The organism is Leisingera sp. SS27, from assembly GCF_028368855.1.
Lineage (GTDB): Bacteria > Pseudomonadota > Alphaproteobacteria > Rhodobacterales > Rhodobacteraceae > Leisingera.
This window is the reverse complement of sequence record NZ_JAQNCY010000005.1, coordinates 329,483-351,984: the sequence shown is the minus strand read 5'-3', so window position 1 is coordinate 351,984 and position 22,502 is coordinate 329,483. Positions and strand designations below refer to the sequence as shown.

The following is a 22,502-nucleotide window of genomic DNA, read 5'->3' as shown; positions in this document are numbered from 1 at the left end:
CCTGAAGGTCGCAGGTTCAAATCCTGCTCCCGCAACCAACACAATTTCCTCAGAAATATCAAAGGCTTCGGATGGACTGTCCGGGGCCTTCGACGTGTTCGGACCCTCCGCTCCGGCCGCAAGGTGCAACAGCCCGGCCAGATCCCCCTCCAGCGTCAGATCCAGGCCAGGGCCCTCCGCCGCAGGCGTCAGCACGATCCGCTCAACCAATGCGCGCAGCGCCTCCTTGGCGTCTTCCATGCCACCGGCGGAGCCAAGGGTCCGGATCAGCCGCCACACCGGCTCCCGCCTGCCACATCGCAACGGCAATCTGTCATAGCTAGGTTGTTTCTTTGGCACCGGTACACTCCTTATCTTGCAGGAAATGTTACCAAAATTTCGCACACACTTCGGACCAGATCCACGGGTCAAGACCAGCCTTCCGGCCGGTTCCAGGCGCCTGCCGGTCAGGATAACATTGAAGTTCTCAGCCGAAGTCCGGGCGGTGCCGGTTCCGGCCCCTTTGATGATCCCGGTCCTGCCTTATAAACGCGTTACGGATTCTTCCCTTTTTCCGCCAGAAAATTCCGGGCCAGAACACGGGTGGTTTCGATAAAGCGCTGGTTGCGGGCTTTGGATCCCGGTTCATCCATGCGGGCGATGACCCAGCCGGCATAAGTTGCCGACCGGAGCAGGACGAACAAATCCAGCGCCGTGAGATCAATCGTTCGCACCGAAAGGTAACCGGCAATCAGTGCGTCGCGCAGCGCTGGGTAATCGGAGCCACGCATGTTCTTGAGCAGAGTGGTGGCTAAATCGAACAGCCGGAAGCCAAAGCCGCTGTCGTCGAAGTCAATGAGTTGAAGCTTGCCGCCGTCTGCCAAGACGTTTTCCCGCACCAGATCGGCATGGATAAGACCGTAGTCCAGGTCTGCCTCGATCTGCTGCAGCATTTTGCCTGCCTCCTGGCGGACGGCAACGAACAATTCGCGGTCCTCCTCTGACAGTGAAGGGTTGTCCCAAAACCGGCCCCAAACCGGCGTCTCACCCAGCAGGCCCTCGCGATCCCAGGACCAGCGGTTGAAGCCTTCAGGCGGGGTCCAAAGGTCGGACACCGCGTGCAACCGGGCCATTTCACGGCCAATACCATAAAACAGCGCTTTGCGGCCGTCAGCGTCGAGATATTCCCCTGTCTCGCCGACCGGTGCGCCGGAAAGCCAAGTCAGCAAATCGACCTGGATTCCGTCCGCTACATGCAGGAACTCGCCGGAGGCCGAGGCGATTGGGGCCGGCACATACAGGCCTCCCTCTGCCGCGGCTTTCATCCACTGCAACTCCGACCACAGCTCGGCATCGGTGCGGTAGCCGGGACGGTGCAGGCGCAGCGCAAAGGCGTGCCCGGCGTGATCGACACGGTAGACCCGGTTTTCGCGGGTGGCGATCAGGCGGGTTTCCGCGCCCTGCATCGCCCAGAGCGAGAGGGATTTTTCCACCGCGGCGTTCATGGCTGCACCGGCGTTTCGGCCAAAACCTCGTCCAAAGTGTCGAACAGCAGGTCAGCATTTTCTCTGGAAAACGGCATCGGCGGACGGATTTTCAGAGTGTTCTTGTGGCGGCCCAGCTTGGAATGGATGATGCCGCGGTGGCGCATGGCGTTGATCACCCGGTCGGTGTAGGCAATCGCCGGTTCCTTGGAGGCGCGGTCCAGGACCATCTCGGCGCCAAACACCATGCCGGAGCCGCGCACATCACCAATGAAGTCATACTTCTCCTGCAGCGCATTCAGCCGTGCCCGGGCATGGACGCCGACGGCCTCGGCATGGGCCAGCAGCTTCTGGTCTTCGATCTCTTCCAGCACTGCCATTGCCGCAGCACAGGACACCGGGTTGCCGCCGAAGGTGTTGAAATAGCGGTAGCCGGAGCGGAAGGTCTTGAGGATTTCTCTGCGGGTGACGACGCCACCGACCGGGTGGCCATTGGCCATCGGCTTGCCCAATGTCAATACATCCGGCACCACGCCCATCTTCTGATGCGCCCACATATGGGTGCCGGTGCGGCCGAAGCCGGACTGTACCTCGTCGCAGATCAAGAGACCGCCGGCCCGGCGCACCACCTCCGCCGTGGGCTTCAGCCAGCCTTCGGGGTGGTTCGGGAAGCCCTCATTCAGGAAGAAGGGGCAGATCACCAGCGCGGCAAAGCCGGTGCCGGCCTCTTCATGCGCGGCGATCTGCTCCGCTACGGCAGCGGCGAATCTGGTGCCGTCCGGGTCTGGATTGCGGTAGCTGTCAGGGGCTTCGGCAAAGCGGAAATACTGTTCCAGCCCGAAGCCGACGGTTGGAGGGTTGGAGCAGCTGAGCTGGCTGACCAGCGCGGTGTTGCCGTGATAGGTCGCGTCGGTGGCCACGATGCCACGCTTGCCGGTTATTGCTTCTGCCATGCGCAGGGCAATGTCGTTGGCCTCTGAACCGGTGCAGGTCAGAATGGCCGTGTCGAGCGAGGCATCCATGGTCGCAGTCAGCTTCTCCGCATAATCCAGAATGCCGTCGTGCAAATAGCGCGTGTGGGTGTTGAGGGTCGCCGCCTGACGGCAGATCGCCTCCACCACTCGCGGGTTGCAATGGCCCACATGCGGCACGTTGTTGTAGCAGTCCAGATACTTGCGTCCGTCGGCGTCCCACAGCCAGACGCCTTGGCCCTTCACGATATGCAGCGGTTCGTCATAGAAGGTCGAGACATTCGGCCCCAAAAGCCGGGCGCGCCGTTTGATGAGATCCTGAGATTCGGCAGACAGAGTCATGGCGTTTCCTCGGGTTTACAGCTGAATCCATGCAGATTTCAGGTCGGAGTATTTCTCCAGGGCGTGCAGGGACTTGTCATGGCCGTTGCCGGACTGCTTGACGCCGCCGAGGGGCACGGTCAGGTCGGAACCGCCGTAAGTGTTCACATGCACGATGCCTGCACGGATACCTGCTACCATCCTGTGCGCCCGGCTGAGGTTTGCGGTCCAGACCCCGGCAGAGAGGCCGTAGGTGGTGGCATTGGCCAGGCGGATGGCTTCTTTTTCATTCTTGAAGGTGGTGACGGCCAGCACAGGACCGAACACCTCATTCTGGAACAGATTGTCCTGCGGTTTTACGCCCGCCATGATGGTCGGCTGCATGTAGAAACCACCGGTTTCCTGCAGGATCCGCTTGCCGCCGCTGCGCAGTTCGGCGCCCTCGGTCTCGGCGCGGGCGGCGAACTCCAGGTTGGCCTCCAGCTCAGCCAGCGAATGCACCGCACCAATCTGGCTGGACAGATCCAGCGGATCGCCGACCCGGAAGGCCTCAGCATGGCGGGCCATTTCGGCGACGAACTCTTCGGCGATGTCCTCCTGCACCAGAAGCCGTGAGCCGGCCACGCACACCTGGCCTGAATTGCGGAAGATGCCCGCGGCGGAAATCTTGGCCGTCTCGGCTAGGTCGGGTGCATCATTAAAGATGATATTGGGGGATTTGCCGCCCAGCTCCAGATAGCAGCGCTTGAGGTTGGAGCGGGCCGAATATTCCAGCAGCCGCCGCCCGGTGGCGCCGGAGCCGGTGAAAACCATGATGTCCACATCCATGCTGAGCGCCAGGGTCTCACCCACCACGCTTCCCTTGCCGGTGACCACGTTGAAGACGCCGGGCGGCAAACCGGCTTCAACCGCAAGTTCGGCGACCTTCAGCAAGCTGAGCGAGGCGCTTTCGGCAGGTTTCAGGACAATTGAATTGCCTGCCGCCAGCGCCGGGGCGATTTTCCAGGAGCCGATCATCAGAGGGAAGTTCCAGGGCACGATGGCACCGACCACACCGACCGGCGCGTGATGCACCAAGGCCAGCACACTCTCCGCCGTGGGTGCGATTTGTCCATAGACCTTGTCGATCGCCTCGCCGTAGTAGCGGAATGTGGCGGCGGCAGAGAGCGCCTCGGCCTTGATCGCCATGGTGATTTCGGTGCCATTGTCGCGCACCCCAAGAACCGCCAGTTCCAGAGCCCGATCCTCGATCAGATCACCCAGCTTCATCAGCACTTTCTTGCGGGCGGCGGGGGCCATGCGGGACCAGTGTCCGGCCTCAAAAGAGGACCTTGCAGAGGCGATGGCACGCTCCATGTCGGCGGGCGTTCCTTCTGCCAAGCGGCCAAATGGCTTGCCGTCGATCGGGGAAATCACCTCCAGAGTGCCGCCGGTCAAGGAGGGCTGTTGCTCGCCATCGATGAAATGGCCCTGGACCGGCACCTCCAGCTGGCGGAGGGCGTTGATATCGTTCTGGTTCAGCATGCTGTTACCCCTGCTGGCTGGAATGCTCGTAGTCCGGCCCGAGCGGCTCCGGTTTTTGCTTGGCCTTCTGCTCAAGGATCAAGGTGCGGATGTGAAGCACCACGATTCCGATGATCATCACAAAGATGATTGCGGCGATGGGGCGGCTGATGAAGTCGATCGGGGTTTTCACAGCTGCCATCGCGGCCCGGAGCTTGACCTCCATGATGCCGCCCAGGACCATGCCCAGGATGATCGGCACAATCGGAAGGTTCAGCCGTTTCAGGATCAGCCCAAAGACCCCGAAACCGGCGGCGATGGCGCAATCGGTGATCGAATTGCGCAGCGAATAGACGCCGATGAAGGATAGGGTCAGGATCATCATACCCAGAAAACGGGTCGGGATCTGAATGATCTTCAGCAGCAGATTGGTGGAGAACAGCAGGAAAACGAGCACGATCACGTTGAGCAGGATCAATGCCAGATACAGTGCCATGACGAAGTCAAGCTGGGTTTCGAACAGCTGTGGTCCCGGAATTACGTTGTGCACATAGAACACCGACAGCATCATCGCGGTCAGGGCTTCGCCGGGGATGCCAAGTGCCAGGAGAGGGATCATAGCCGCACCCGGGACAGCGTTGTTTGCGGCCTCAGATGCGACAAGGCCTTCAGGAGAGCCTTTGCCGAAGGTGCCCGGGGTCTTCGAGGTCTTCTGTGCATAGGTATAGGACAGGAACTGGGCGGTGAATTCGCCAACGCCGGGGATCATGCCCATCAGCACACCGAGGGAGGAGGAGACGGTGGCAATGCGCTTGATCCCCAGCAGCTCTTTTACGCCCGACAGCATGCTGCCCTGAACATGGGTTTCGCGAGGGGCGTGGTCCTTTTCGATCAGCAGCAGGAAGGCCTGGCTGAGGGCAAATAGCCCCAGCACCACAACAATGAGATCGAACCCGGAGGACAGCCAGGACTGGTCGAAGGTGAAGCGCTTGGTATACTTCACCGGCTCCAGCCCGACGGTGTTCAGGAAGATGCCGAAACAGGCCAGCATGCCAGCAGCAAATGTCTGGCCGCGGTGCGCCACCACCACCAGCAGAATGCCCATGAAGGCAGCCAGAAAGATCTCGCGGCTGCCGAAATGCGGGGCGATCAGCGCCAGCAGCGGTGCCAGTAAGATCAAGCAGATGACTGAGAAGATGCCGCCGAAGAAAGACGCTGTGTACGCCAGAGAGAGCGCCCGGTGGCCCTCTTTACGCTTGGTCATTGGATAGCCGTCGTAGGTGGTCAGCGCATTGACCGGCGTTCCCGGGGTATTGATTAGGATGGCTGGGATCGCGCCGCCGTACATCGAGCTGCCGTAGATCCCCAAAAGCAGGGTCAGTCCGACGATGGGCTCGAAGGCAAAGGTAGCGGGCAGCAGGATGGCAATGGCAACCGCAGGCCCGACACCTGGCAAGGCTCCGATGATGACGCCGCCGATGGAGCCGATGACCAGTGCGGCAAAGACGTCCCACTGAGCGAGGATTTGGAATCCGGAGAGAAGAGTGTCCATAGCGTCCTCAAAGGTAAGTCAGCGCAAAAGCGCGCAGCGCATCGGGCAGATGCTGGTAGATTTCGCCTGCGGGAATTTTGACCTGTAGAAAGCCCCGAAAGATCAGCGCTATGCAGGTGGCAAACAGTGCGGCAAGCGCAAGTTGTTGCGGGCGGCGGAAGCCTGCGCGCAAGATTATGAAAACGGCAAAGAGTATGGTTGACGGCAAGTAACCGGCGAGGGGGACAATGGCGACATAAGCCAGGAAGTAGAGGACGTATTCAAGCGATCGGAGCCAGAACAAGACTTCCTTCAGCCGGCCGTAAATGCGCGGTGACACCATTGAGCCCAGAAGGTGAAAGGCCCCGAAGATCACCATTCCCCAGACCGCAATACTGGGCCATAGCGACGGCTGGCCGAACCATTTGGTGCGTTTCACCCATTTGGTCTGCTCGCCCAGCTGACTCAGCAGAAAGAGCGCGAATAGCAGGAAAATAATGGCAAAAACCAGATCGCCGGGCCGCCGGTAGCGCTGAAACAGTTCCTGAAAATACTTGATACGTGTCATCGCAGCGTCCTCCTCCTGCCGCGGCGGATGCCGGGGCGCAATGATGCGCCCCAAGCTGTCTTATTCGCCGACCAGCGCGTTGATCTCGGCTAGATCGGTGATGTCTTTCTCGATCTGCTGTGAAGAACTCTCTGCATCCTTCCAATAGAGCAGCACGCCGGTTTCCTTCATCAGGTTATTCGCCGCTTCGGTTTCCAGCGTGGCCTTGGCAGCGGCTGCGATCTTCTCGCGCGCATCTGCCGGTGTGTCCTTGTGCACAAACAGTCCGTTCCACAGCGACAGCTCCAGGCCCGGAACAACTTCGGCCATGGTCGGCACATCCGGGGTGAGCGCGGTGCGCTCGGAGCCGATGCTGGCCAGGATCTTGATGCTGTCCATGCAGGGCAGCAGGGTCTGCAATGTGCCATTCACAACGTCGACGTCGCCCGAGGCCAGAACGTTGCAGTCAAGCAGGTCGTAGGCGGCTTCACTGGTGAAATCGAAGCCGGATTTGATAGCGGCGGCGAAAGTCACCTTGGTCGGCGCCAGGAAAGAGCCATAGTGGCCCAGAGAGACGTCATTTTCCGCGCCATAGGCCGACAGCTCCTCCCAGGTGTCATAAGGTTTGTCCGCCAAGGTTGCGACCACAAACGGATAGGTCAGGAAAATGCCGACCGGATCGAACGGGTTGGGGGCCAGTTCCGGGATGCCGATTTCGGGCCCAACCACCGGCACCCCGATCACGAAAGACCCAACGGTGTAGCCATCTGCCGGTGCGTTTGCCACTTCAACGGCACCGGGGAACGGTCCGCCGCCGCCGCCCGGCTTGTTCACCACCGCTGCAGGAACCCCGTACATCTCCTGGAACTTGTCGGCGATCATCCGGGTCAGCACATCTTCCAGGTCACCCGGCGGCCAGGGCACCACGAAAGAGACCGGCTTTTCCGGATATTCCGCCATGGCGGCCGTGGCGCTGAGCACGGCAGCAGCAGCTGCAAGTTTGAGTTTCATAGTTTCCTCCCTTTTAAATACTTTTCTGTTGGTCACGCCTTGCCCGGCGTGACAATTCCTTCCGCTACCCAGCGGTCCAGGATTTCCAGTGCCGTTCGGGTGAAGTCAGGGTCGTTGATATGCGCCTCCAGCTCCGTCGCTTGGACAGAGGGGGAAACGGTTGCGCTCAGTTCAGTGGTGAAAGCCTCCAGTCCCTCCGGATCGTGGCAATCGCCGCCGGGGCGGTCCCACTCCTCAATCCCGCCCTTTGGAATGATCAGATGCGTGGGAGCCTTGCTCTCGCCAATCCGCCGGTTCAGCTCACGGGCGATGCCGCGGCGTTCCTCGGCGTTGTAGAAGGTGTTTTTGACCAGTTTGTTGTGGGTGTGAATCGGTCGTCCCTGGAACTGCGCCGGGATCTCCTGCCAGCCGGCAAAGTCGATCAGGTCCATACAGCCAGGCGCAACGATCTGCGGGATGCCTGCACGGCCTGCCGACAGATGGCGGTCGCGGCCAGCGTTGACCACCGAACCGGCCATCAGGTTGCCCAGCTCGCAGCCAGCGAAGTCCATCACGCAGACAAAGCCGTTCTGCGCTGCTATCTGCTCAAAGGCCATGCCGCCCATGCCCATCGCATGGAACACTGCCACCTCGTAGCCGCGCTGCTCCAGCTCCGGTTTTAGGGTCTTGATGTATTTGAGGCAGGAGGTGCCAAGGGAAGTGACGCCGATCACCGGCCTGCCGCTGACCGCAGGTTCAGCTGCCCGTGCTGCGCCCAGCACCGCGCCCGCCGCCTGGGCAAGAGAAGATCGGCAAATGCTGTTCAGCCCGTACAGGCCACCGGCCCAAAGTATCATCTGGATATCCGGCGACAGACGTTCCGCCGGGATCAATGCCGAGAAGGAAACAGTGGAGACAACATATTTCGGCAAACCGACCGGCAGCGCCTGGCAGACGTCCAGGGCCAGATCGGTGCCCATGGTGCCGCCCAGAATGATAACCCCGTCGATGCCGCCGTCGCGGTGCAGCGCCAGCGCCAGCTCACATGCGCCAGCCGACATGATGTTCATCGCCACATGCTCGCTGCCGCTTTCAATCGCGGCCTGGATCGAACTGCCGCCGGCCTTAGCCACGTCATGCTTGGAGAAATCCGTGGGCTTATCAGGGTCGCCCAGCACGCTTACATCCAGTGTCAGAGCACCACCGCCCAAGGCTCGGATTTTTTGCGCCAGAAATTCCAGCTCGGCGTTCTTGGTGTCGTAGGTGCCAATGACCAGTATGACCTTGTCAGCCATGGTGTCCTCCCTCCTGCTGATGGTTTCAGCCCCGCATGATTTCGCCTTTAGGATCGTAGTATGGCGTCAACTGTACTTTGAGGGGGTACATTTTGCCTGCAATCTGCACCTTAAATCCACCTTCATCGATCCAGGTTTTGCTGACCCCGCCGTCTCGGTTCAGGCTGGCCAGACCGACCATAGCCTGCAGCCGGAAACCCCAATCGCCAGAAGTCACATGCCCCACTATCCCGCCATCCTTCCACACAGGCTCGTTGTGGATGAGATAGGGCCCGTCCTTGGCGCCGACACTTTCGGCAATGCAGGAGACGGTCCTGTTTTGCGTCGACGGGCCGTCATTTTTCTGTGCGGCCAGCCTGGCCTTGCCGAGGAAGCTGTCCTCCTTGTCAAGCGCCACTGCGAAACCGAGACCGGTTTCAAAGGGCGTGTCATCCTCACCGATGTCGTGGCCGAAATGGCGGAAGCCTTTCTCCAGGCGGCAGGCATTCATCGCAAACATGCCCATGTGGCGCAGGCCCAGGGGGTCCCCGGCGTCCATCAGCGCCTCGTAGACGCCGATGGTGAATTCGGTTGGCATCATCAGTTCATAGCCCAGCTCGCCCAGGAACGAGCGCCGGATGGCCCAGCCGCGGGCATAGCCCATGTCGATCTCCTGAGCCGCACCAAAGGGGAAGGCTTCGTTCGATAGGTCATCACCCGAGATTGCAGATAGGATCTCGCGCGACTTCGGTCCGTGGATGGAGATCAGGCCATAGGCGGAGGTGGCGTCGAAGATCTCGAACCGCCATTCCGGATCGGCGTGGTCGCGGATCCAGGCCTGATCCCGGATCTGGCTGGGGTGGCCGGAGATCACCATGAAACACTCCGGAGCCGTGCGGGTGATGGTGACATCTGCCTCGATCCCTCCGCGGGAATTCAGGAACTGGGTGTAGATTGAGGTGCCGGTTGCCACGTCTATCTCTGCGCCGCAGATGCGGTTCAGGGCGCGCACTGCATCCGGTCCTTGAACCTGGATCTTGGCATACATCGACTGGTCGATCAGAACTGCCGCGTCCCGTGCTGCCAGGCATTCCGATTGGACATAAGGCGACCAGTCCTTCCACCGCAGGTTCGGCTCTTCGTTCCAGCCCCGTTGGTCCGGGTCGTAATACATCGGCACTTCCCAGCCGATCCGTTCAGCAAAGGTCGCACCAGCGGCCCTCAGGCGGTCATGCAATGGCACCCGCCGCACTCCGCGGGCGCTGCGGATCTGGCGGCCTGCCCAGGAGACGCCGTAGTGAAAACCCACTGATTCCGCGCTGCGGTCACGGTTGTACCTGGTGTTGCGCTGGAATGGATGCGCCCGGCGTGCCAGCATCGGTCCCATCCCGCGCGACGGCTCGCCGTCGGACATCCATTCCGCCATCGTCAACCCGACTCCGCCGGAGTTCAGAATGCCGTTGGAATTCATGCCGGCAGCGACAAACAGGCCCTTGATCTCGCTGGTTGGGCCCAGGTAGGGGCGGCCGTCAGGCGTGAAGCTTTCGGGGCCGTTGAAGAAGGTCTGAATACCCATGCCGCCCAAGGCAGGCATTCTTTCGAACATCTTCTCAAGGTTGGGCTCCACATGCATCATGTCAAAGGGCAGTTCGTCGAATTCGAAATCTTCGGGGATGCCCTCAGCGCCATAAGGCTTACCAAGATTTTCGAAGGCGCCGATCAATAGCTTGCCGGTGTCTTCTTTCCAGTAGGTGCGTTCTTCGGCGATGTTCAGGATTGGCTGATCCTTCGGCAGCCCTTCCAACGGTTCCGTCACGATATAGAAATGCTCGGTCGCGTGCAGAGGAACGGTGACACCATGCGCCTTTGCAAACAGATGGCTCCACATGCCACCCGCCAGCAGCACCTTTTCAGTTGCAATTACACCTTTGTCAGTTTCCACTCCGGCTATTTTGCCACCGCGGATGATTAACTGCGTTACTTTGGTGTTTTCGAACAGCTGTGCCCCTAGAGCCTTTGCGCCCTTGATCAGGGCAACAGTCACATCCAGCGGGTTCACTTGGCCGTTGGAGGGCACAAAGAAAGCGGACTTCACATCCGCGGTTTCGATCCAGGGCCACTTCTCCTGCAATTCCTCGCGGGACAGCAGAAAACTCTCGATCCCCATGCGGGCAGCATGGTCATGGCTGCGGAGCAACTGCTCGTGCCGCACATCGCCAACCGCCAGGTTGATGGTGCCATTGGGCTTGTAGCCGGTGGCCTGGCCGGTCTCTTCCTCCAGTTCGCGGAACAAACGGGCAGTGTATTTGCCTAGCTCTGTTTGGGCGGTACTGTCGCGCAGCTGGCCAACGATCCCGGCAGCATGCCAGGTGGTGCCACTCGCGGCTCTGCGCCGTTCGATCAGGACAGCAGGCACGCCGCGTTTCGCCAGGTGATACAGTGCCGAGACACCGATGATACCGCCGCCGATGATCACCACAGGGGCGTTCTCCGGGAGATCTCGAGCCATTAAATCATTCCTTCAGCCCGCTAAAGCAGGCGATCTGCAGGTTTCAGACCGCGAGCGGTGAGGCGCCGGGGAGCGCAGGTTTCAGCCGCTCAGATGCAGATCTTGTGGCAGAAAGATTCGATTCACAGAAATATTTCGCACCAAAGGTGCGTTTATTGCACTGCTAGTGAAGCCGGGCTGCGCGACGATGGCGCACCAGTCAAAGCTGTCTCCAGCTGCCGGATAGCGGCCCCCAGCAGCGCCGCCAGTTCTGCCTGGCGTGCCGCATCCAGGTTCAGGTCCGGAACCGCAATCGCTATGGTGCCAGCCGGATCCTTGCCATCGGTGAAAAACGGCATCGCCACGCTGGCGACCCCGATTTCAACCGTGTTGCGTGCGCACGAAAAACCGCGGCTTCGGGTTTCACGGAGAATTTCCCTCAGCTCAGCTTCATCTGTCACGGTAAAGCGCGTCAGTTTTTCCCGTTTCAGTTTCAGCAGCCGCTCCCGGGTATCTTCAGAACAGAATGCCAGAAACGCCAGTCCGGAAGAGGACGAGTGGTAAGGGTAGGTTTCTGCAGGCTGCAGATTGATCACATTGCCCCGCGCGGGCAGGGTGAACGACGCAGTCCCCAAGCCGACTGCGCCTGGAATGCCGACATGCACGGTTTCATTCGCCTGCGCGGACAGCCACTGTGTCACAACTTGGGTTGCCTTCACCATCGGTACCGTGGCCTCGCGCAGCCGCGCCAGCGACAGGAAAGCGTGGCCCAACCGGTATTTCCGGGTTTCCGGATTCTGCTCAATGAAACCGTGCTTGATGAGAGAAAGAAGCAACCGGCGTGTCACGGCTTTGTCTTGATCCGTGGCACGGGCCAAGTCATTCAAACCGATTTCAAGGTTCTCCAGCGAAAACTGGCGCAGCAGAAACATTGCCTTGTCCACGGTTTTCATTGGGCTTCCCTCGCTCAATTCGGTTCCGCATGTTTCGCTGGAGCCAGACTTTCGTCGTAAGCGTACCATATGGCCATTGCGCACATTGAATAAACTGCACTCTAGGTGCGACTAATGCACCTATTGACGCTACAACTCGAACTAGTGCACACCGCAACCGGATGCCGGTTGCTGTTGAACGTTTGCATGTCGGCAAAATCTTTCAAAATTTCCCTGCGCAGTGATCCGGCTTCACCATCGGCCCGTATCCGGACTATGGTGACACTGAGTTTGGATAGGCCGCCGGGAGAAACAATTGTGCTTCGGGCAACCCCTGAGGACAATGCCGCTGTGCCAAAAGATCAGTCGTTTTCACAGCTTACTCTATGGCTGCTAGCTGTCCGCGATCATCGTGACAGAGGGGCATTTGCCGACATGTTTGATTACCTGGCACCGCGGTTGAAAGGGTTTATAATCCGGTGCGGCGCACGGCCTGCGCTGGCGGAAGAGATCGTTCAGGATGTCATGCTCACCATCTGGCGCAAGGCGGCGATGTTCGATCCGCACAAGGCGCAGGCTTCGGCCTGGATCTACCAGATTGCCCGCAACCGGCATATCGACATCGTCCGCAAGGAAAGCCGACCTGTGCCGGATGAGTTAGGTGAAGATCCAGGCTCAGAGCCCGACGCCAGTCAGATTATCGGCCTGGAGCAAGAGGCAGAGCAGTTGAAGCACGCCATAGCGCAACTGCACCCCGATCAGAAAGAGATGATCGTAAAGGCCTATATGGGTGACCTGACGCATCAGGAAATCAGCAGTCAGACCGGCCTGCCCCTGGGAACTGTAAAATCGCGCATCCGCCTGGGACTCGGGCGGCTGCGCAAGGAACTAAAAGGATTGCGTTAAATGCCTGCAATCACCCACCACATCCCCGATGAAATGATTGTTGCCTATGTATCGGGCAGCCTGCCGCACGCCTTTTCCATGGTTGTTGCGTCCCACTTGTCCTATTGCCGCGATTGCCAGGCAGCACTCGGTGCGCACCAGGCCGCTGGCGGTGCGCTGCTTGAAACGGGAAATGGCGTGGCAGTTGATGCGGGCCTGAAATCGAAGGTTCTGGCTGCGCTCGATACGCCTGCTGTGCCAGAACCGGTCTACGATGCAAAAGGGATCTATCCGGGCCCTGTCATTCAGAGCCTGAAGGGGAGGGGGCCGCGCTGGAAGTCGCTCGGTATGGGTGTGAAGCAAGACATCCTTTTTGAGGACACCGAAGGATCTGTACGGCTCTTGTATATTCCGGCCGGGCAGGCGGTGCCTGATCACAGCCACAATGGTCTGGAGCTGACACTGGTTCTTCAGGGCAGCTTCAGCGACGAGACCGGGCAGTTTGGTGTCGGCGATGTCGAGATAGGTGACGAGAACCTGGAACATACTCCGGTTGCAGATGCCGGCGATCCGTGCATCTGCTTGGCAGCCACCGACGCGCCGCTTAGATTCAGGGCTTTCATGCCGCGCCTGCTGCAGCCGCTGTTCCGGATTTGAGATGTAATTCAAGGAGGCGCACAGGGGGCGTGCCTCTCATTTCCCGCGGTACACGATCAAGTCGGGAAGCAGACCAAGAGCCTTGATTGCGAAGGAGAAGGGGCGCGGGAAGTCCGTTCGGAACCGGCGTGTCCGCATCGCTGCAACCACATGGCGGGCGGCATCATCCGGCTCAAGCAGCTGTGGCATACGGAAGCTGTTTTTGTCCGTCAGCCGGGTTTTGATGAAGCCGGGATTGACCAGGCGGACGGTAACGCCGCTTCCCTTCAGGTCGTAGCGCATTGTTTCTGCCAAGCTTATCAAAGCCGCCTTGCTGGCGCCGTAGCCGATTGATGCCGGCAAGCCCCGGTAACCTGCCAGAGAGCCGACGAGGGTGATATCCCCGCGCCTTTGCCTGACAAAGCCGGGCACGACTTCCCCTAGAACGCGCAGCGCGCCTGTGAAATTCACATCGCTCATCTGGAGCACGGCGCCGCTGTCCCAATCCTGTGTCCGCATCGGTTCGTAGGCGCCTGCGTTGTAAATTACACCATCCAGCGGTCCAGCGGCACGCGCGGCCTCTGCAACCGCGTACGTATCTGTCACATCCAAAGGCAGTGCTGTCGCATGGCGCAGTTCTTGGGTCAGCTCCTGCAGCGCATCTTCTGAGCGTGCCGACAAGATCAGCCTGGCCTCCTCTCGGTCCAGCTGGCGTGCGACCTCACGGCCCAGCCCGTGGCTCGCCCCGACCAGCCAAAAGGTTTTGCCTGCAAATCGCGTCATGCCTTTTTCCCCGAAAACGTTGCGCTGTCGGAAATCAGGGGTTCCGGCGGTTTTGGCTTCTTCAGGAACGGTGCGCGTTTGATCCAGAGCTTGAGCGCCTGCCAGTAAATCAGTGCGACCACACGCGCTGCCCCGAGCGGCCTGCGCAGGGCAGCACGCAGCAGCCCGCCAGAAGTGACGGGGCGACGCAGTCCGTTCAGCGTCGCCAGCACCCCTTCTTGGCCATTGGTATAAGCAATCCGGATGTTGAAGGCTTCATTCGTCATCCCGAAGTTGAAGCTGTAGCGGCCTGCCACCTGCTGGAACGGAGAGACATGCATCAGCTTTTCCGCCTCTATCACATCGCTGCGCGTGATCGGGCGGAAATCCGGGTGCGCCGCGAAATAGCAGTGCCGGTGGCCAAAGGTGTTGTTTACCTCGGTAATGAAGGCGCGGGGGCTGCCGTCCTTCTCAGCGATCCAGAAACTGACCGGGTTGAAATGGAACCACAGGTAACTGGGCTGGGTCAGCAGCAGCAGCCGCGCACCCTTTAAGGGAAAGCCGCGCCGCTCCAGCTCCTCGCGGAACCAGGCTACGCCGTGCCCGCTGCCGCGCGGGCCGCCGTGGCGGCGGTCGTGGATCGAAAACAGATTGAACCGATTGCGCGACAGGAGCGGCGGTGCACCATGCGTCAGATCTGTCAGAATGTAGTCGACGCCGTATCGGAAGGCGTTTTTCAAACGTCCCCTGCGGGCGTGAAAGGTCTGGGCTGCCACATGTTCAATCATAAATGGCATACGCCTGCTTTGCCCTCCCGGATCACCTTCTTTGCAGTTTTTTCGCGAATGGGGTGATCCGGTTTCTTGCTTGCGGCGTATCCGATCCAAACAACAGCAAGGAAAACAGTCAGATGCTGGATCAGACGCAGGGACGCCGCCGCAGGATTGCCATCGCTGGCGGTGGGATATCGGGGCTATCCGCAGCCTATTATCTGTCTGCATTCCATGACGTGACCCTGTTTGAAGCTGCCCCCAAGTTGGGCGGCCATGCTCGCACGGTCCTGGCGGGGCGGAACGGTGACCAGCCTGTCGACACCGGTTTCATCGTGTTCAACTATGCTACCTACCCCTATCTTACACGGTTGTTCCGCGAGCTGGACGTGCCGGTCATCAAGAGCGACATGAGCTTTTGCGCCAGTATTGATGACGGGCGGCTGGAATACGGGCTGAACAGCCTGCGCTCGCTGACCGCCCAGAGACGCAATCTGCTGCGCCCGCAATTTCACGGCATGATCGCGGATATCCTGCGGTTTGGAAAACAGGCCGAGGCTGCCGCTACCGATGACGAAAAGACAATAGGCGAGTTGGTAGAGGAACTGGGCCTCGGCAGCTGGTTCCGCAATCACTACCTGATGCCGATGTGCGGCGCGATCTGGTCGACCCCGGCTGCCGAAGTGGACGCCTTCCCGGCAAAATCCCTGGTCCGGTTCTTTCGCAACCACGCGCTGCTGGCCGGAACCGGAAAGCACCAGTGGTGGACGGTCAAGGGCGGCAGCATAGAATATGTCCGCCGCCTGGAGGCAGCGCTGCATGCGCGCGGTTGCTCAATCCGCACGTCCAGCCCGGCTCAAAGCGTTGAGCGTCTGCAGGAGGGTGTGCTCGTTAAGGCTCAGGGTGAACCCTCGTGCCGTTTCGACGAACTCATCCTCGCATGCCATTCCGATCAGGCGCTGGCGATACTGGGCGCGGATGCCCGGCCTGCTGAGGCCGTGGCGCTGGGCGCAATCCGATATCAGCCGAATACAGCTGTCTTGCACTGCGACGCCGGGCAGATGCCGAAGCGGCGCAACTGCTGGTCCAGCTGGGCCTATCGCAGCCAGGAGGGCAGGGTTGGGGTCACCTATTGGATGAACCGTCTGCAAAACATCCCGGACAGCGATCCGCTGTTTGTGACACTGAATCCTACTCAGCCCATTCCGGCGGACAAGATTTATGACCAGGTGGACTTCTCTCATCCTGTTTTCGATAAGGCCGCCCTGCGTGCCCAACACCAGATCCGGGCTATGCAGGGCCAGAACAGCACTTGGTTTGCCGGCGCCTACAACCGTCACGGTTTCCATGAAGACGGTATCGCGAGTGCCATGCGAATTGTTCGCATGATGACCCCCCTCACTTTTCAGACGGCCAAAGGAACAGACCATGGCATTGACAGACAAAGCGCTGCAGTCGGAATTTCTGGAAACCTGCGCGCGAGTGCGTGATGGACGACTGACTCTGCGCACCCCGGATGGTGCTCGCTATGAATTCGGCGAAACGGGTCCTGAGGCCGAAATGCAGATAAACGACTGGGCTGCCGTTTCTGCGATGGCGGCGCACGGCCAGGTCGGTCTGGGCGAAGCCTATGTGCAAGGTTTGTGGGACACTCCGAACATTGAGGGGCTGATGCAGCTGGCGATGCGCAACCGGGATCACCTGGGCAGCTATGATCAGGCCAGCCCGCTGAACCGCGCCAAGTTCCGTATCGTCGACACCCTGCTTCGTTCCAATTCCAAGCGCGGCGCCCGTAAGAACATTCGCGCGCATTACGACGTCGGCAATGAATTCTATCAGTTATGGCTGGATGATGGGATGACGTACTCCTCCGGCCTTTTCGGTACAGAGGGCGATGACCTGGCGCAGGCGCAGACCCGCAAGAACGCCCGCATCCTGTCGCGGCTGGGGAACGGCGAACGGGTGCTGGAAATAGGCTGCGGCTGGGGCGGGTTTGCCGAGCAGGCCAGTACTGAGGGCCGCGATGTCACCGGCGTCACCATTTCGCGCAACCAGCACAGCTATGCCGAAGGCCGCCTGGACGGACGCGCTGATATCCAGCTCCGCGATTACCGCGACATCGACGGCAAATTCGAAAACATCGTTTCCATCGAGATGATCGAGGCGGTTGGAGAGCGTTACTGGCCGGGCTATTTTGCCAAGCTCAAACACAGTTTGGCCGAAGGCGGCCGCGTGCTGCTGCAAGCGATCACAGTGCGCGACGATTACTTCCCAACCTACCGCACCTCCTCTGACTATATCCGCCAGTATGTCTTTCCCGGCGGTATGCTGCTTTCCGATCAAGTGATCGCTCAGCAGGCAAAGTCTGCGGGGCTGCAGGTCACGGACAATTTCGCTTTCGGCCAGGATTATGCCAGAACCTGCCGGATCTGGGCGCAGCGCCTGACGGCGCAGAAACGCCGGATCGCGGAACTGGGCTATGGCGAGGCGTTCTTCCGCAACTGGCAGTATTATCTGGAAATTTGCGCCGCCTCCTTTGCAATTGGTCACACCGATGTTGTGCAGGTGGAGCTGGCTCATGCGTAAGATGCTCCTGACCTTGTGCCTGCTAACAGTGCCCGTTGCAGGTTTAAGCTCTCCGGTGCAGTCATTGCTACCGGGTGCGGAACAGCGTGGTTCGGCCACTTTCCGGTTATTCGGCTTGCCGGTCTATCAGGCCCGGCTGTTCACACAGAATGCTGCGCCGTTAGACTGGACGCGGGACTTCGGGATCGAACTCACCTATCAGCGGCGGCTGAGCCAAGATAACTTGGTGGAAGCCACCCTGGCGGAGATGCAGCGTCTGGGGCACAGCGTTCCGAACCGCGTCCGGTTTGAGGCCTGTTTCCAAGCTGTCTCCCCCGGCGACCGTTATCTGGCCGTAAGCCAAGGTCCGGACAAGATGAAGTTCCTGCGCAACGGCCGTACTGTCTGCACCCTCAGCCAGCCGGGCATCAAGCGGGGCTTTATGTCGATATTTGTCGGTGCAAACACCCGCTCGGCCCGGTTCACCCGCGCGCTTCTAGGCTGAGGATGCTGTACCCCCGCGTCAGTCTCTACGCGATGATGCTCGCCTCGGCGGGGATCCCGCTTTATATTCACCTGCCGCAGTTTGCCTCGGTGAATTTGGGGATCGGCCTGGGGGCGCTTGGCGCCATCCTGCTGGTGATCCGTCTGTTCGATCTGGTTCAGGACCCGCTGATCGGCTGGGCTATCGACCGCTGGCCCGGGGCGCAGCTTTGGTTCGCGCTGGCGGCGGCGGGCGGTCTGGCCGTTGGCTTTCCGCTGCTGTTCGGCCTGACGACGGGCCCGCTAGCGGTGCCTAAGCTGGTCTTGGTCCTGCTGCTGCTGTTTTCGGCCTACAGCCTTGGCATGATCCTGCTCTATGGACGCAGCGCCACGCTGGCCAAGCAATCCACCCCGCGCGAGCTGATGACGCTGGCCGCCTTCCGCGAGGCGGGCATGCTCAGCGGCGTGATCTTTGCCGCCATCGCGCCGGCGGTCCTGGTGGCACTCGGAGCCGCGGGCCAGGGCTATGCCGCCTTTGGCCTGACCCTCGGCGGCTTTGCCCTTTTCACCGCTGCGGCCACCCGGCCCATGTGGAAGCGCCCGGCGGTCACCGGGCAGCCGCTGTCGGCGATGTCCCTGACCCAGGCCGGCGCGGTGCGCCTGCTGGCTCTGGCTGTGCTCAACAGCCTGCCGGTGGCGCTGACCTCAACCCTGTTCCTGTTCTTTGTCGAGGACCGGTTGAACCTTCCCGCCTATGCAGGGCCGCTGCTGGTGCTGTTTTTTCTGTGCGCCGGGCTCAGTGTGCCGCTGTGGGCACGCCTCGGCCAGCGGATTGGGGCGAAACAGACGCTGCTGATCGCCATGCCGCTGGCCATTGCCAGCTTTGCCGGCGCGGCCTTTCTTGGACCGGGCAGCCTGCTGGGCTTTGCGGTGATCTGCGCGGTATCGGGCGCCACCCTGGGCGCCGACATGGTGCTGCTGCCCGCCATGTTCAGCATTGCGCTGACCCGCGCGGGCCTCAATGCCTCCGCTGCTTTTGGCATCTGGTCCTTCGCTGGTAAACTGGCCTTGGCGCTTGCCGCCGCTCTGGCGCTGCCGTTGCTGGAACAGCAAGGATATCAGCCCGGAACAAAAAACAGCCCGCAAGCGCTTTCCGCACTAAACCTGTCCTACGCCGTGCTGCCCTGCGTCTTAAAAACCGCTGCCTTCGCCTTTGCCCTTACCCTGCCATCAGAAAGAGCAACACAATGAAACTCCTTACCATCTGCCTCGTGATCGCTCTTCTTGTAATGATTGCGAAAACATATGTGTTCAGCTTCCGCTTTCAGTCGCCGCAGGACTATGCGGGCAGCGGCCCGCAGTTTGTTCTGACTGAGCACTTGTCCGGCGAGATCTTGTCCGAGGGGGTGGTTTTTGGCCCAACAGGCAAGATGACAAGCAGCTTTACCGCCCGGATGGTTGGAAAATGGGAGGGCGACACGGGCACACTCAGTGAAGAGTTCACTTTTTCCAACGGTGCCACCCAAAGCCGCAAATGGCATTTAGAGCTTGGTTCTGGAAACACCTTCACAGCAACCGCGGACGATCTGGACGGTGTCGCGCAAGGGGTAGTGTCCGGTTCAACTGTGCGGCTGACCTATAACATTATACTGCCCGCGAACTCTGGCGGCCATACGTTGCAGGCTACCGATTGGCTTTACCTCACCGCCAATGGGGTGATCATTAACAAGTCGGAGATGCGCAAGTTTGGCCTCAAGGCGGCTGAGCTGGTCGCGACTATGCGGCCTGCGGATTGAACTGGCGGGTACATGTGATGGCATCCCAAGAGAACACTCAGGAGTTACGCAACCTGATCCTCGTCCTGGGCGACCAGCTCTGCAGGAATGTTTCTTCGCTTGACGGGGCTGACCGTGATCAGGACATCATCCTGATGGCCGAAGTGTCAGAAGAGGCGGGCTACGTCCGGCATCACAAGAAGAAAATAGCGTTTCTGTTTTCGGCGATGCGCCATTTCGCGCGGGAGCTTGAAGAGGATGGCTGGAAGGTTCGCTATACCAAGCTGGATGACCCTGAAAACTCTGGTAGTTTGGCCGGTGAGATAGAGCGTGCGCTTGACGGTCAAAGGTTTTCCCGTGTGGTGATCACCGAACCTGGCGAATACAGGGTGAAATCTGCACTTGATGCCTGGGCTGAAGCATCCGGTGCCGTCCTGGAGATGCGGCAGGACAGCCGGTTTCTGTGCTCCCATGAGCGGTTCCAAAGCTGGGCGGAAGGGCGCAAGCAGTTGCGCATGGAGTACTTCTACCGGGAGATGCGCCGTGAAACGGGACTGCTAATGCAGGGGGATCAGCCGGAGGGCGGCAAGTGGAATTTCGACCAGGAAAACCGTAAACCCGCCAAGGGAGATCTATGCCTGCCGCACCCGTTGGAAACCCGCCCTGATGCAATTACTGAGGAAGTTTTGGACTTGGTGGAGGCAAGGTTCGGCAGCCATTTCGGTTCATTGCGGCCGTTCTGGTTCGCGGTGACGCGGGAGGGCGCGTTGCAAGCCTTGGAAGACTTTGCAGAAAAGGCCCTTTCCTGCTTCGGCGACTATCAGGATGCGATGCTGGAAGGGGAGCGGTTTCTCTATCACTCCGTTCTTTCGCAATACATGAATTCAGGCTTGCTGGAGCCGATGGAGGTCTGCCGCCGGGTCGAGCGGGCGTATTACGAAGGTGATGCCCCGCTGAATGCAGCCGAAGGTTTCATCCGCCAGGTCATCGGCTGGCGCGAATACGTGCGCGGGATCTATTGGCTCAATATGCCGGGATATACAGAGCAGAACTACTTTGGTGCCTCCCGTCCGCTGCCGGAGTTTTATTGGAATGGCGAGACCGGAATGGCCTGCCTTGCGGCTGCCATCACCCAGACCCGGGATGAGGCTTACGCACACCACATCCAGCGTCTGATGGTGACGGGAAACTTTGCTATGCTTGCCGGTGTTGACCCACATGAAGTGCATGAATGGTATCTGGCGGTATATGCCGATGCTTATGAGTGGGTTGAGGCGCCGAATGTGATAGGCATGAGCCAGTTTGCCGACGGAGGCTTGCTGGGGTCGAAACCCTATGCTGCCAGCGGCAATTATATCAACAAAATGTCGAATCATTGCGCGGGCTGCAGCTATGATGTGAAACGCAAGACCGGCGAGAAGGCTTGCCCGTTCAATTCGTTGTACTGGGATTTCCTGGTGCGCAACGCTGGCAAACTGCGCGGTAACCCCCGCCTGCGTCAGGTTTACCGGACTTGGGACAGGATGAGCGCTGAACGGCAAAACGCCTACTTGGAAGCGGCTAGAGAAGTGCTGGAAAGGCATCTCAAAGAATAAGCCTTCCAGATTGCATTTTGTTTTCGCGGTTGCATGGAGCGGCCCTCGTTGTCGTGGGCTCAACTGCAGAAGGCTACGTAAATCCGGGGTGGTTAGGGAGCGGCAACTGCCGTTTCAAATCTTCGATGGCAGCCAGTCCAGTTGAGCAGGTTGCCTGATAGTGCAGCGGCCCTTGTCGCCGGTATCAGAAAACGCCGGGCAAGGGCCGAAGCTGAAAGCTTGGTAGTCAGAACCGCAGAGACAGGCAGGACATGCCACCGTCCAGTTTGGCACAGTCAGTGTTGTCGATCTCGACGATCTGAAACCCTGCCTTATCCAGCATTTCGGCGGTGCGTGGGAAGCCCGCGGCCATCAGCACCAGATTGTTGAAGCGGATGGCGTTGGCAGCGGCTTCCTCTCCCTCGGCAACATGCAGCACCCGGTACCCTTCGAAGCAGCCGGAGGCGTCAAGGCGTTTGGTCGACAGGATCGTCTCAGCATCCATCAGGGAGCAGTCGGTCTTGAAGTGCAGGACGCCTTCGGGCGTAAACACTTCGCGCAAGGCATGGCCCCATTCGGCAGCGATCTCTGCCAGTTCAGCAACTCCTGCAGCATCGGTGCGGTCGGAGCGGCCGACCATAATCTCCTTGCCGGTCACCAGGATGTCGCCGCCTTCGATATGTCCGGGGCCGGTGATTTCGCGGACTTCATCGTAACAGGCGCGCAGGGTAGGAGCCATTTCTGCCACCTCACCCAACCGCGTTGGCGCGCCAGGGCGCATCAGGATTGCGCCTTGCGGCAGGCAGAGGGCGGTGTCCTCCACGAATTGGGCGTCAGGGAATGTCTCCAACGGATCCAGTTCGATCACTTCGGCGCCGGTGCTGCGCAACGCGGTGACATAGGCGGCGTGGGCGGCCAGCATGCCTTCGAGGCTGGGGTTGCCCATATCTTCGGCGCGCAGGCCCTTGGCGATGGTGGAGGCGGGACGGCGGGTGATGGCCCGGGTGAACTCGAAGGTTGGGTTTCGCATGG

The 22,502-nt window shown here is 60.1% G+C and carries 20 protein-coding genes and 1 pseudogene; 8 read left to right on the top strand and 13 right to left on the bottom strand.

What is annotated here, in order from left to right:
* The 10 genes and pseudogenes from N6L27_RS13620 to N6L27_RS13575 all read right to left on the bottom strand — a co-directional run.
* Positions 1-240 (bottom strand): annotated as a pseudogene (locus tag N6L27_RS13620) (recombinase family protein); the annotation flags it as partial.
* Positions 241-533: 293 nt separating this feature from the next.
* On the bottom strand, positions 534-1,484 hold the full coding sequence (locus N6L27_RS13615; RefSeq protein ID WP_271907814.1) for a phosphotransferase enzyme family protein: 951 nt from the start codon (positions 1,482-1,484) through the stop codon (positions 534-536).
* Positions 1,481-2,776, bottom strand: coding sequence for an aspartate aminotransferase family protein (locus N6L27_RS13610; RefSeq protein ID WP_442915776.1), 1,296 nt, complete (start codon positions 2,774-2,776; stop codon positions 1,481-1,483). Before N6L27_RS13610 ends, N6L27_RS13615 begins: the two co-directional genes overlap by 4 nt.
* Positions 2,777-2,791: 15 nt before the next feature.
* On the bottom strand, positions 2,792-4,279 hold the full coding sequence (locus N6L27_RS13605; RefSeq protein ID WP_271907813.1) for an aldehyde dehydrogenase: 1,488 nt from the start codon (positions 4,277-4,279) through the stop codon (positions 2,792-2,794).
* 4 nt (positions 4,280-4,283) lie between these two features.
* Complete coding sequence (locus N6L27_RS13600) at positions 4,284-5,810, bottom strand: tripartite tricarboxylate transporter permease (protein WP_271907812.1); 1,527 nt, start codon at positions 5,808-5,810, stop codon at positions 4,284-4,286.
* Between the two features lie 7 nt (positions 5,811-5,817).
* Positions 5,818-6,357: a tripartite tricarboxylate transporter TctB family protein gene (locus N6L27_RS13595; RefSeq protein ID WP_271907811.1), complete on the bottom strand. Its 540-nt coding sequence runs from the start codon at positions 6,355-6,357 to the stop codon at positions 5,818-5,820.
* A gap of 60 nt (positions 6,358-6,417) precedes the next feature.
* Positions 6,418-7,347, bottom strand: a complete 930-nt coding sequence (locus N6L27_RS13590; protein ID WP_271907810.1) for a tripartite tricarboxylate transporter substrate binding protein — start codon at positions 7,345-7,347, stop codon at positions 6,418-6,420.
* 32 nt (positions 7,348-7,379) lie between these two features.
* Complete coding sequence (locus tag N6L27_RS13585) at positions 7,380-8,621, bottom strand: Tm-1-like ATP-binding domain-containing protein (RefSeq protein WP_271907809.1); 1,242 nt, start codon at positions 8,619-8,621, stop codon at positions 7,380-7,382.
* Positions 8,622-8,646: 25 nt separating this feature from the next.
* A complete protein-coding gene (locus tag N6L27_RS13580) occupies positions 8,647-11,109 on the bottom strand; it encodes an FAD-dependent oxidoreductase (RefSeq protein WP_271907808.1) in 2,463 nt (820 codons plus the stop codon).
* 152 nt (positions 11,110-11,261) lie between these two features.
* Positions 11,262-12,041: an IclR family transcriptional regulator gene (locus N6L27_RS13575; RefSeq protein ID WP_271907807.1), complete on the bottom strand. Its 780-nt coding sequence runs from the start codon at positions 12,039-12,041 to the stop codon at positions 11,262-11,264.
* A 255-nt stretch (positions 12,042-12,296) separates the two neighbouring features.
* Between N6L27_RS13575 and N6L27_RS13570 the strand changes: the two genes are divergently transcribed.
* Together N6L27_RS13570 and N6L27_RS13565 are read left to right on the top strand one after the other, a co-directional pair.
* A complete protein-coding gene (locus tag N6L27_RS13570; protein WP_442915778.1) occupies positions 12,297-12,926 on the top strand; it encodes a sigma-70 family RNA polymerase sigma factor in 630 nt (209 codons plus the stop codon).
* A complete protein-coding gene (locus tag N6L27_RS13565; RefSeq protein ID WP_271907806.1) occupies positions 12,927-13,562 on the top strand; it encodes a ChrR family anti-sigma-E factor in 636 nt (211 codons plus the stop codon).
* Between the two features lie 36 nt (positions 13,563-13,598).
* On the opposite strand, the gene N6L27_RS13560 is transcribed toward N6L27_RS13565, so the two are convergent.
* Both N6L27_RS13560 and N6L27_RS13555 read right to left on the bottom strand, forming a co-directional pair.
* Entirely contained in the window at positions 13,599-14,324 is a 726-nt protein-coding gene (locus tag N6L27_RS13560; protein WP_271907805.1) for an SDR family NAD(P)-dependent oxidoreductase, read from the bottom strand.
* The gene (locus N6L27_RS13555; RefSeq protein ID WP_271907822.1) at positions 14,321-15,091 is read right to left on the bottom strand and encodes a DUF1365 domain-containing protein; all 771 of its coding nucleotides are present in this window, start codon (positions 15,089-15,091) and stop codon (positions 14,321-14,323) included. Before N6L27_RS13555 ends, N6L27_RS13560 begins: the two co-directional genes overlap by 4 nt.
* 122 nt (positions 15,092-15,213) lie before the next feature.
* Between N6L27_RS13555 and N6L27_RS13550 the strand changes: the two genes are divergently transcribed.
* The 6 genes from N6L27_RS13550 to N6L27_RS13525 are packed head-to-tail and all read left to right on the top strand — an operon-like array spanning position 15,214 to position 21,491.
* Positions 15,214-16,563, top strand: coding sequence for an NAD(P)/FAD-dependent oxidoreductase (locus N6L27_RS13550; RefSeq protein WP_271907804.1), 1,350 nt, complete (start codon positions 15,214-15,216; stop codon positions 16,561-16,563).
* On the top strand, positions 16,502-17,659 hold the full coding sequence (locus N6L27_RS13545; protein ID WP_271907803.1) for an SAM-dependent methyltransferase: 1,158 nt from the start codon (positions 16,502-16,504) through the stop codon (positions 17,657-17,659). The genes N6L27_RS13550 and N6L27_RS13545 overlap by 62 nt, the downstream gene beginning before the upstream one ends.
* Positions 17,652-18,143, top strand: coding sequence for a hypothetical protein (locus N6L27_RS13540; protein ID WP_271907802.1), 492 nt, complete (start codon positions 17,652-17,654; stop codon positions 18,141-18,143). Before N6L27_RS13545 ends, N6L27_RS13540 begins: the two co-directional genes overlap by 8 nt.
* 2 nt (positions 18,144-18,145) lie before the next feature.
* Positions 18,146-19,372: an MFS transporter gene (locus N6L27_RS13535; RefSeq protein WP_271907801.1), complete on the top strand. Its 1,227-nt coding sequence runs from the start codon at positions 18,146-18,148 to the stop codon at positions 19,370-19,372.
* On the top strand, positions 19,369-19,917 hold the full coding sequence (locus tag N6L27_RS13530; protein ID WP_039186557.1) for a DUF3833 family protein: 549 nt from the start codon (positions 19,369-19,371) through the stop codon (positions 19,915-19,917). The genes N6L27_RS13535 and N6L27_RS13530 overlap by 4 nt, the downstream gene beginning before the upstream one ends.
* 17 nt (positions 19,918-19,934) lie before the next feature.
* Positions 19,935-21,491, top strand: a complete 1,557-nt coding sequence (locus tag N6L27_RS13525) for a cryptochrome/photolyase family protein (protein WP_271907800.1) — start codon at positions 19,935-19,937, stop codon at positions 21,489-21,491.
* Between the two features lie 226 nt (positions 21,492-21,717).
* Here the strand turns inward: N6L27_RS13525 and N6L27_RS13520 are convergent, their stop codons facing one another.
* Entirely contained in the window at positions 21,718-22,500 is a 783-nt protein-coding gene (locus N6L27_RS13520) for an arginine deiminase family protein (protein WP_271907799.1), read from the bottom strand.
* Between the last annotated feature and the right edge of the window lie 2 nt (positions 22,501-22,502).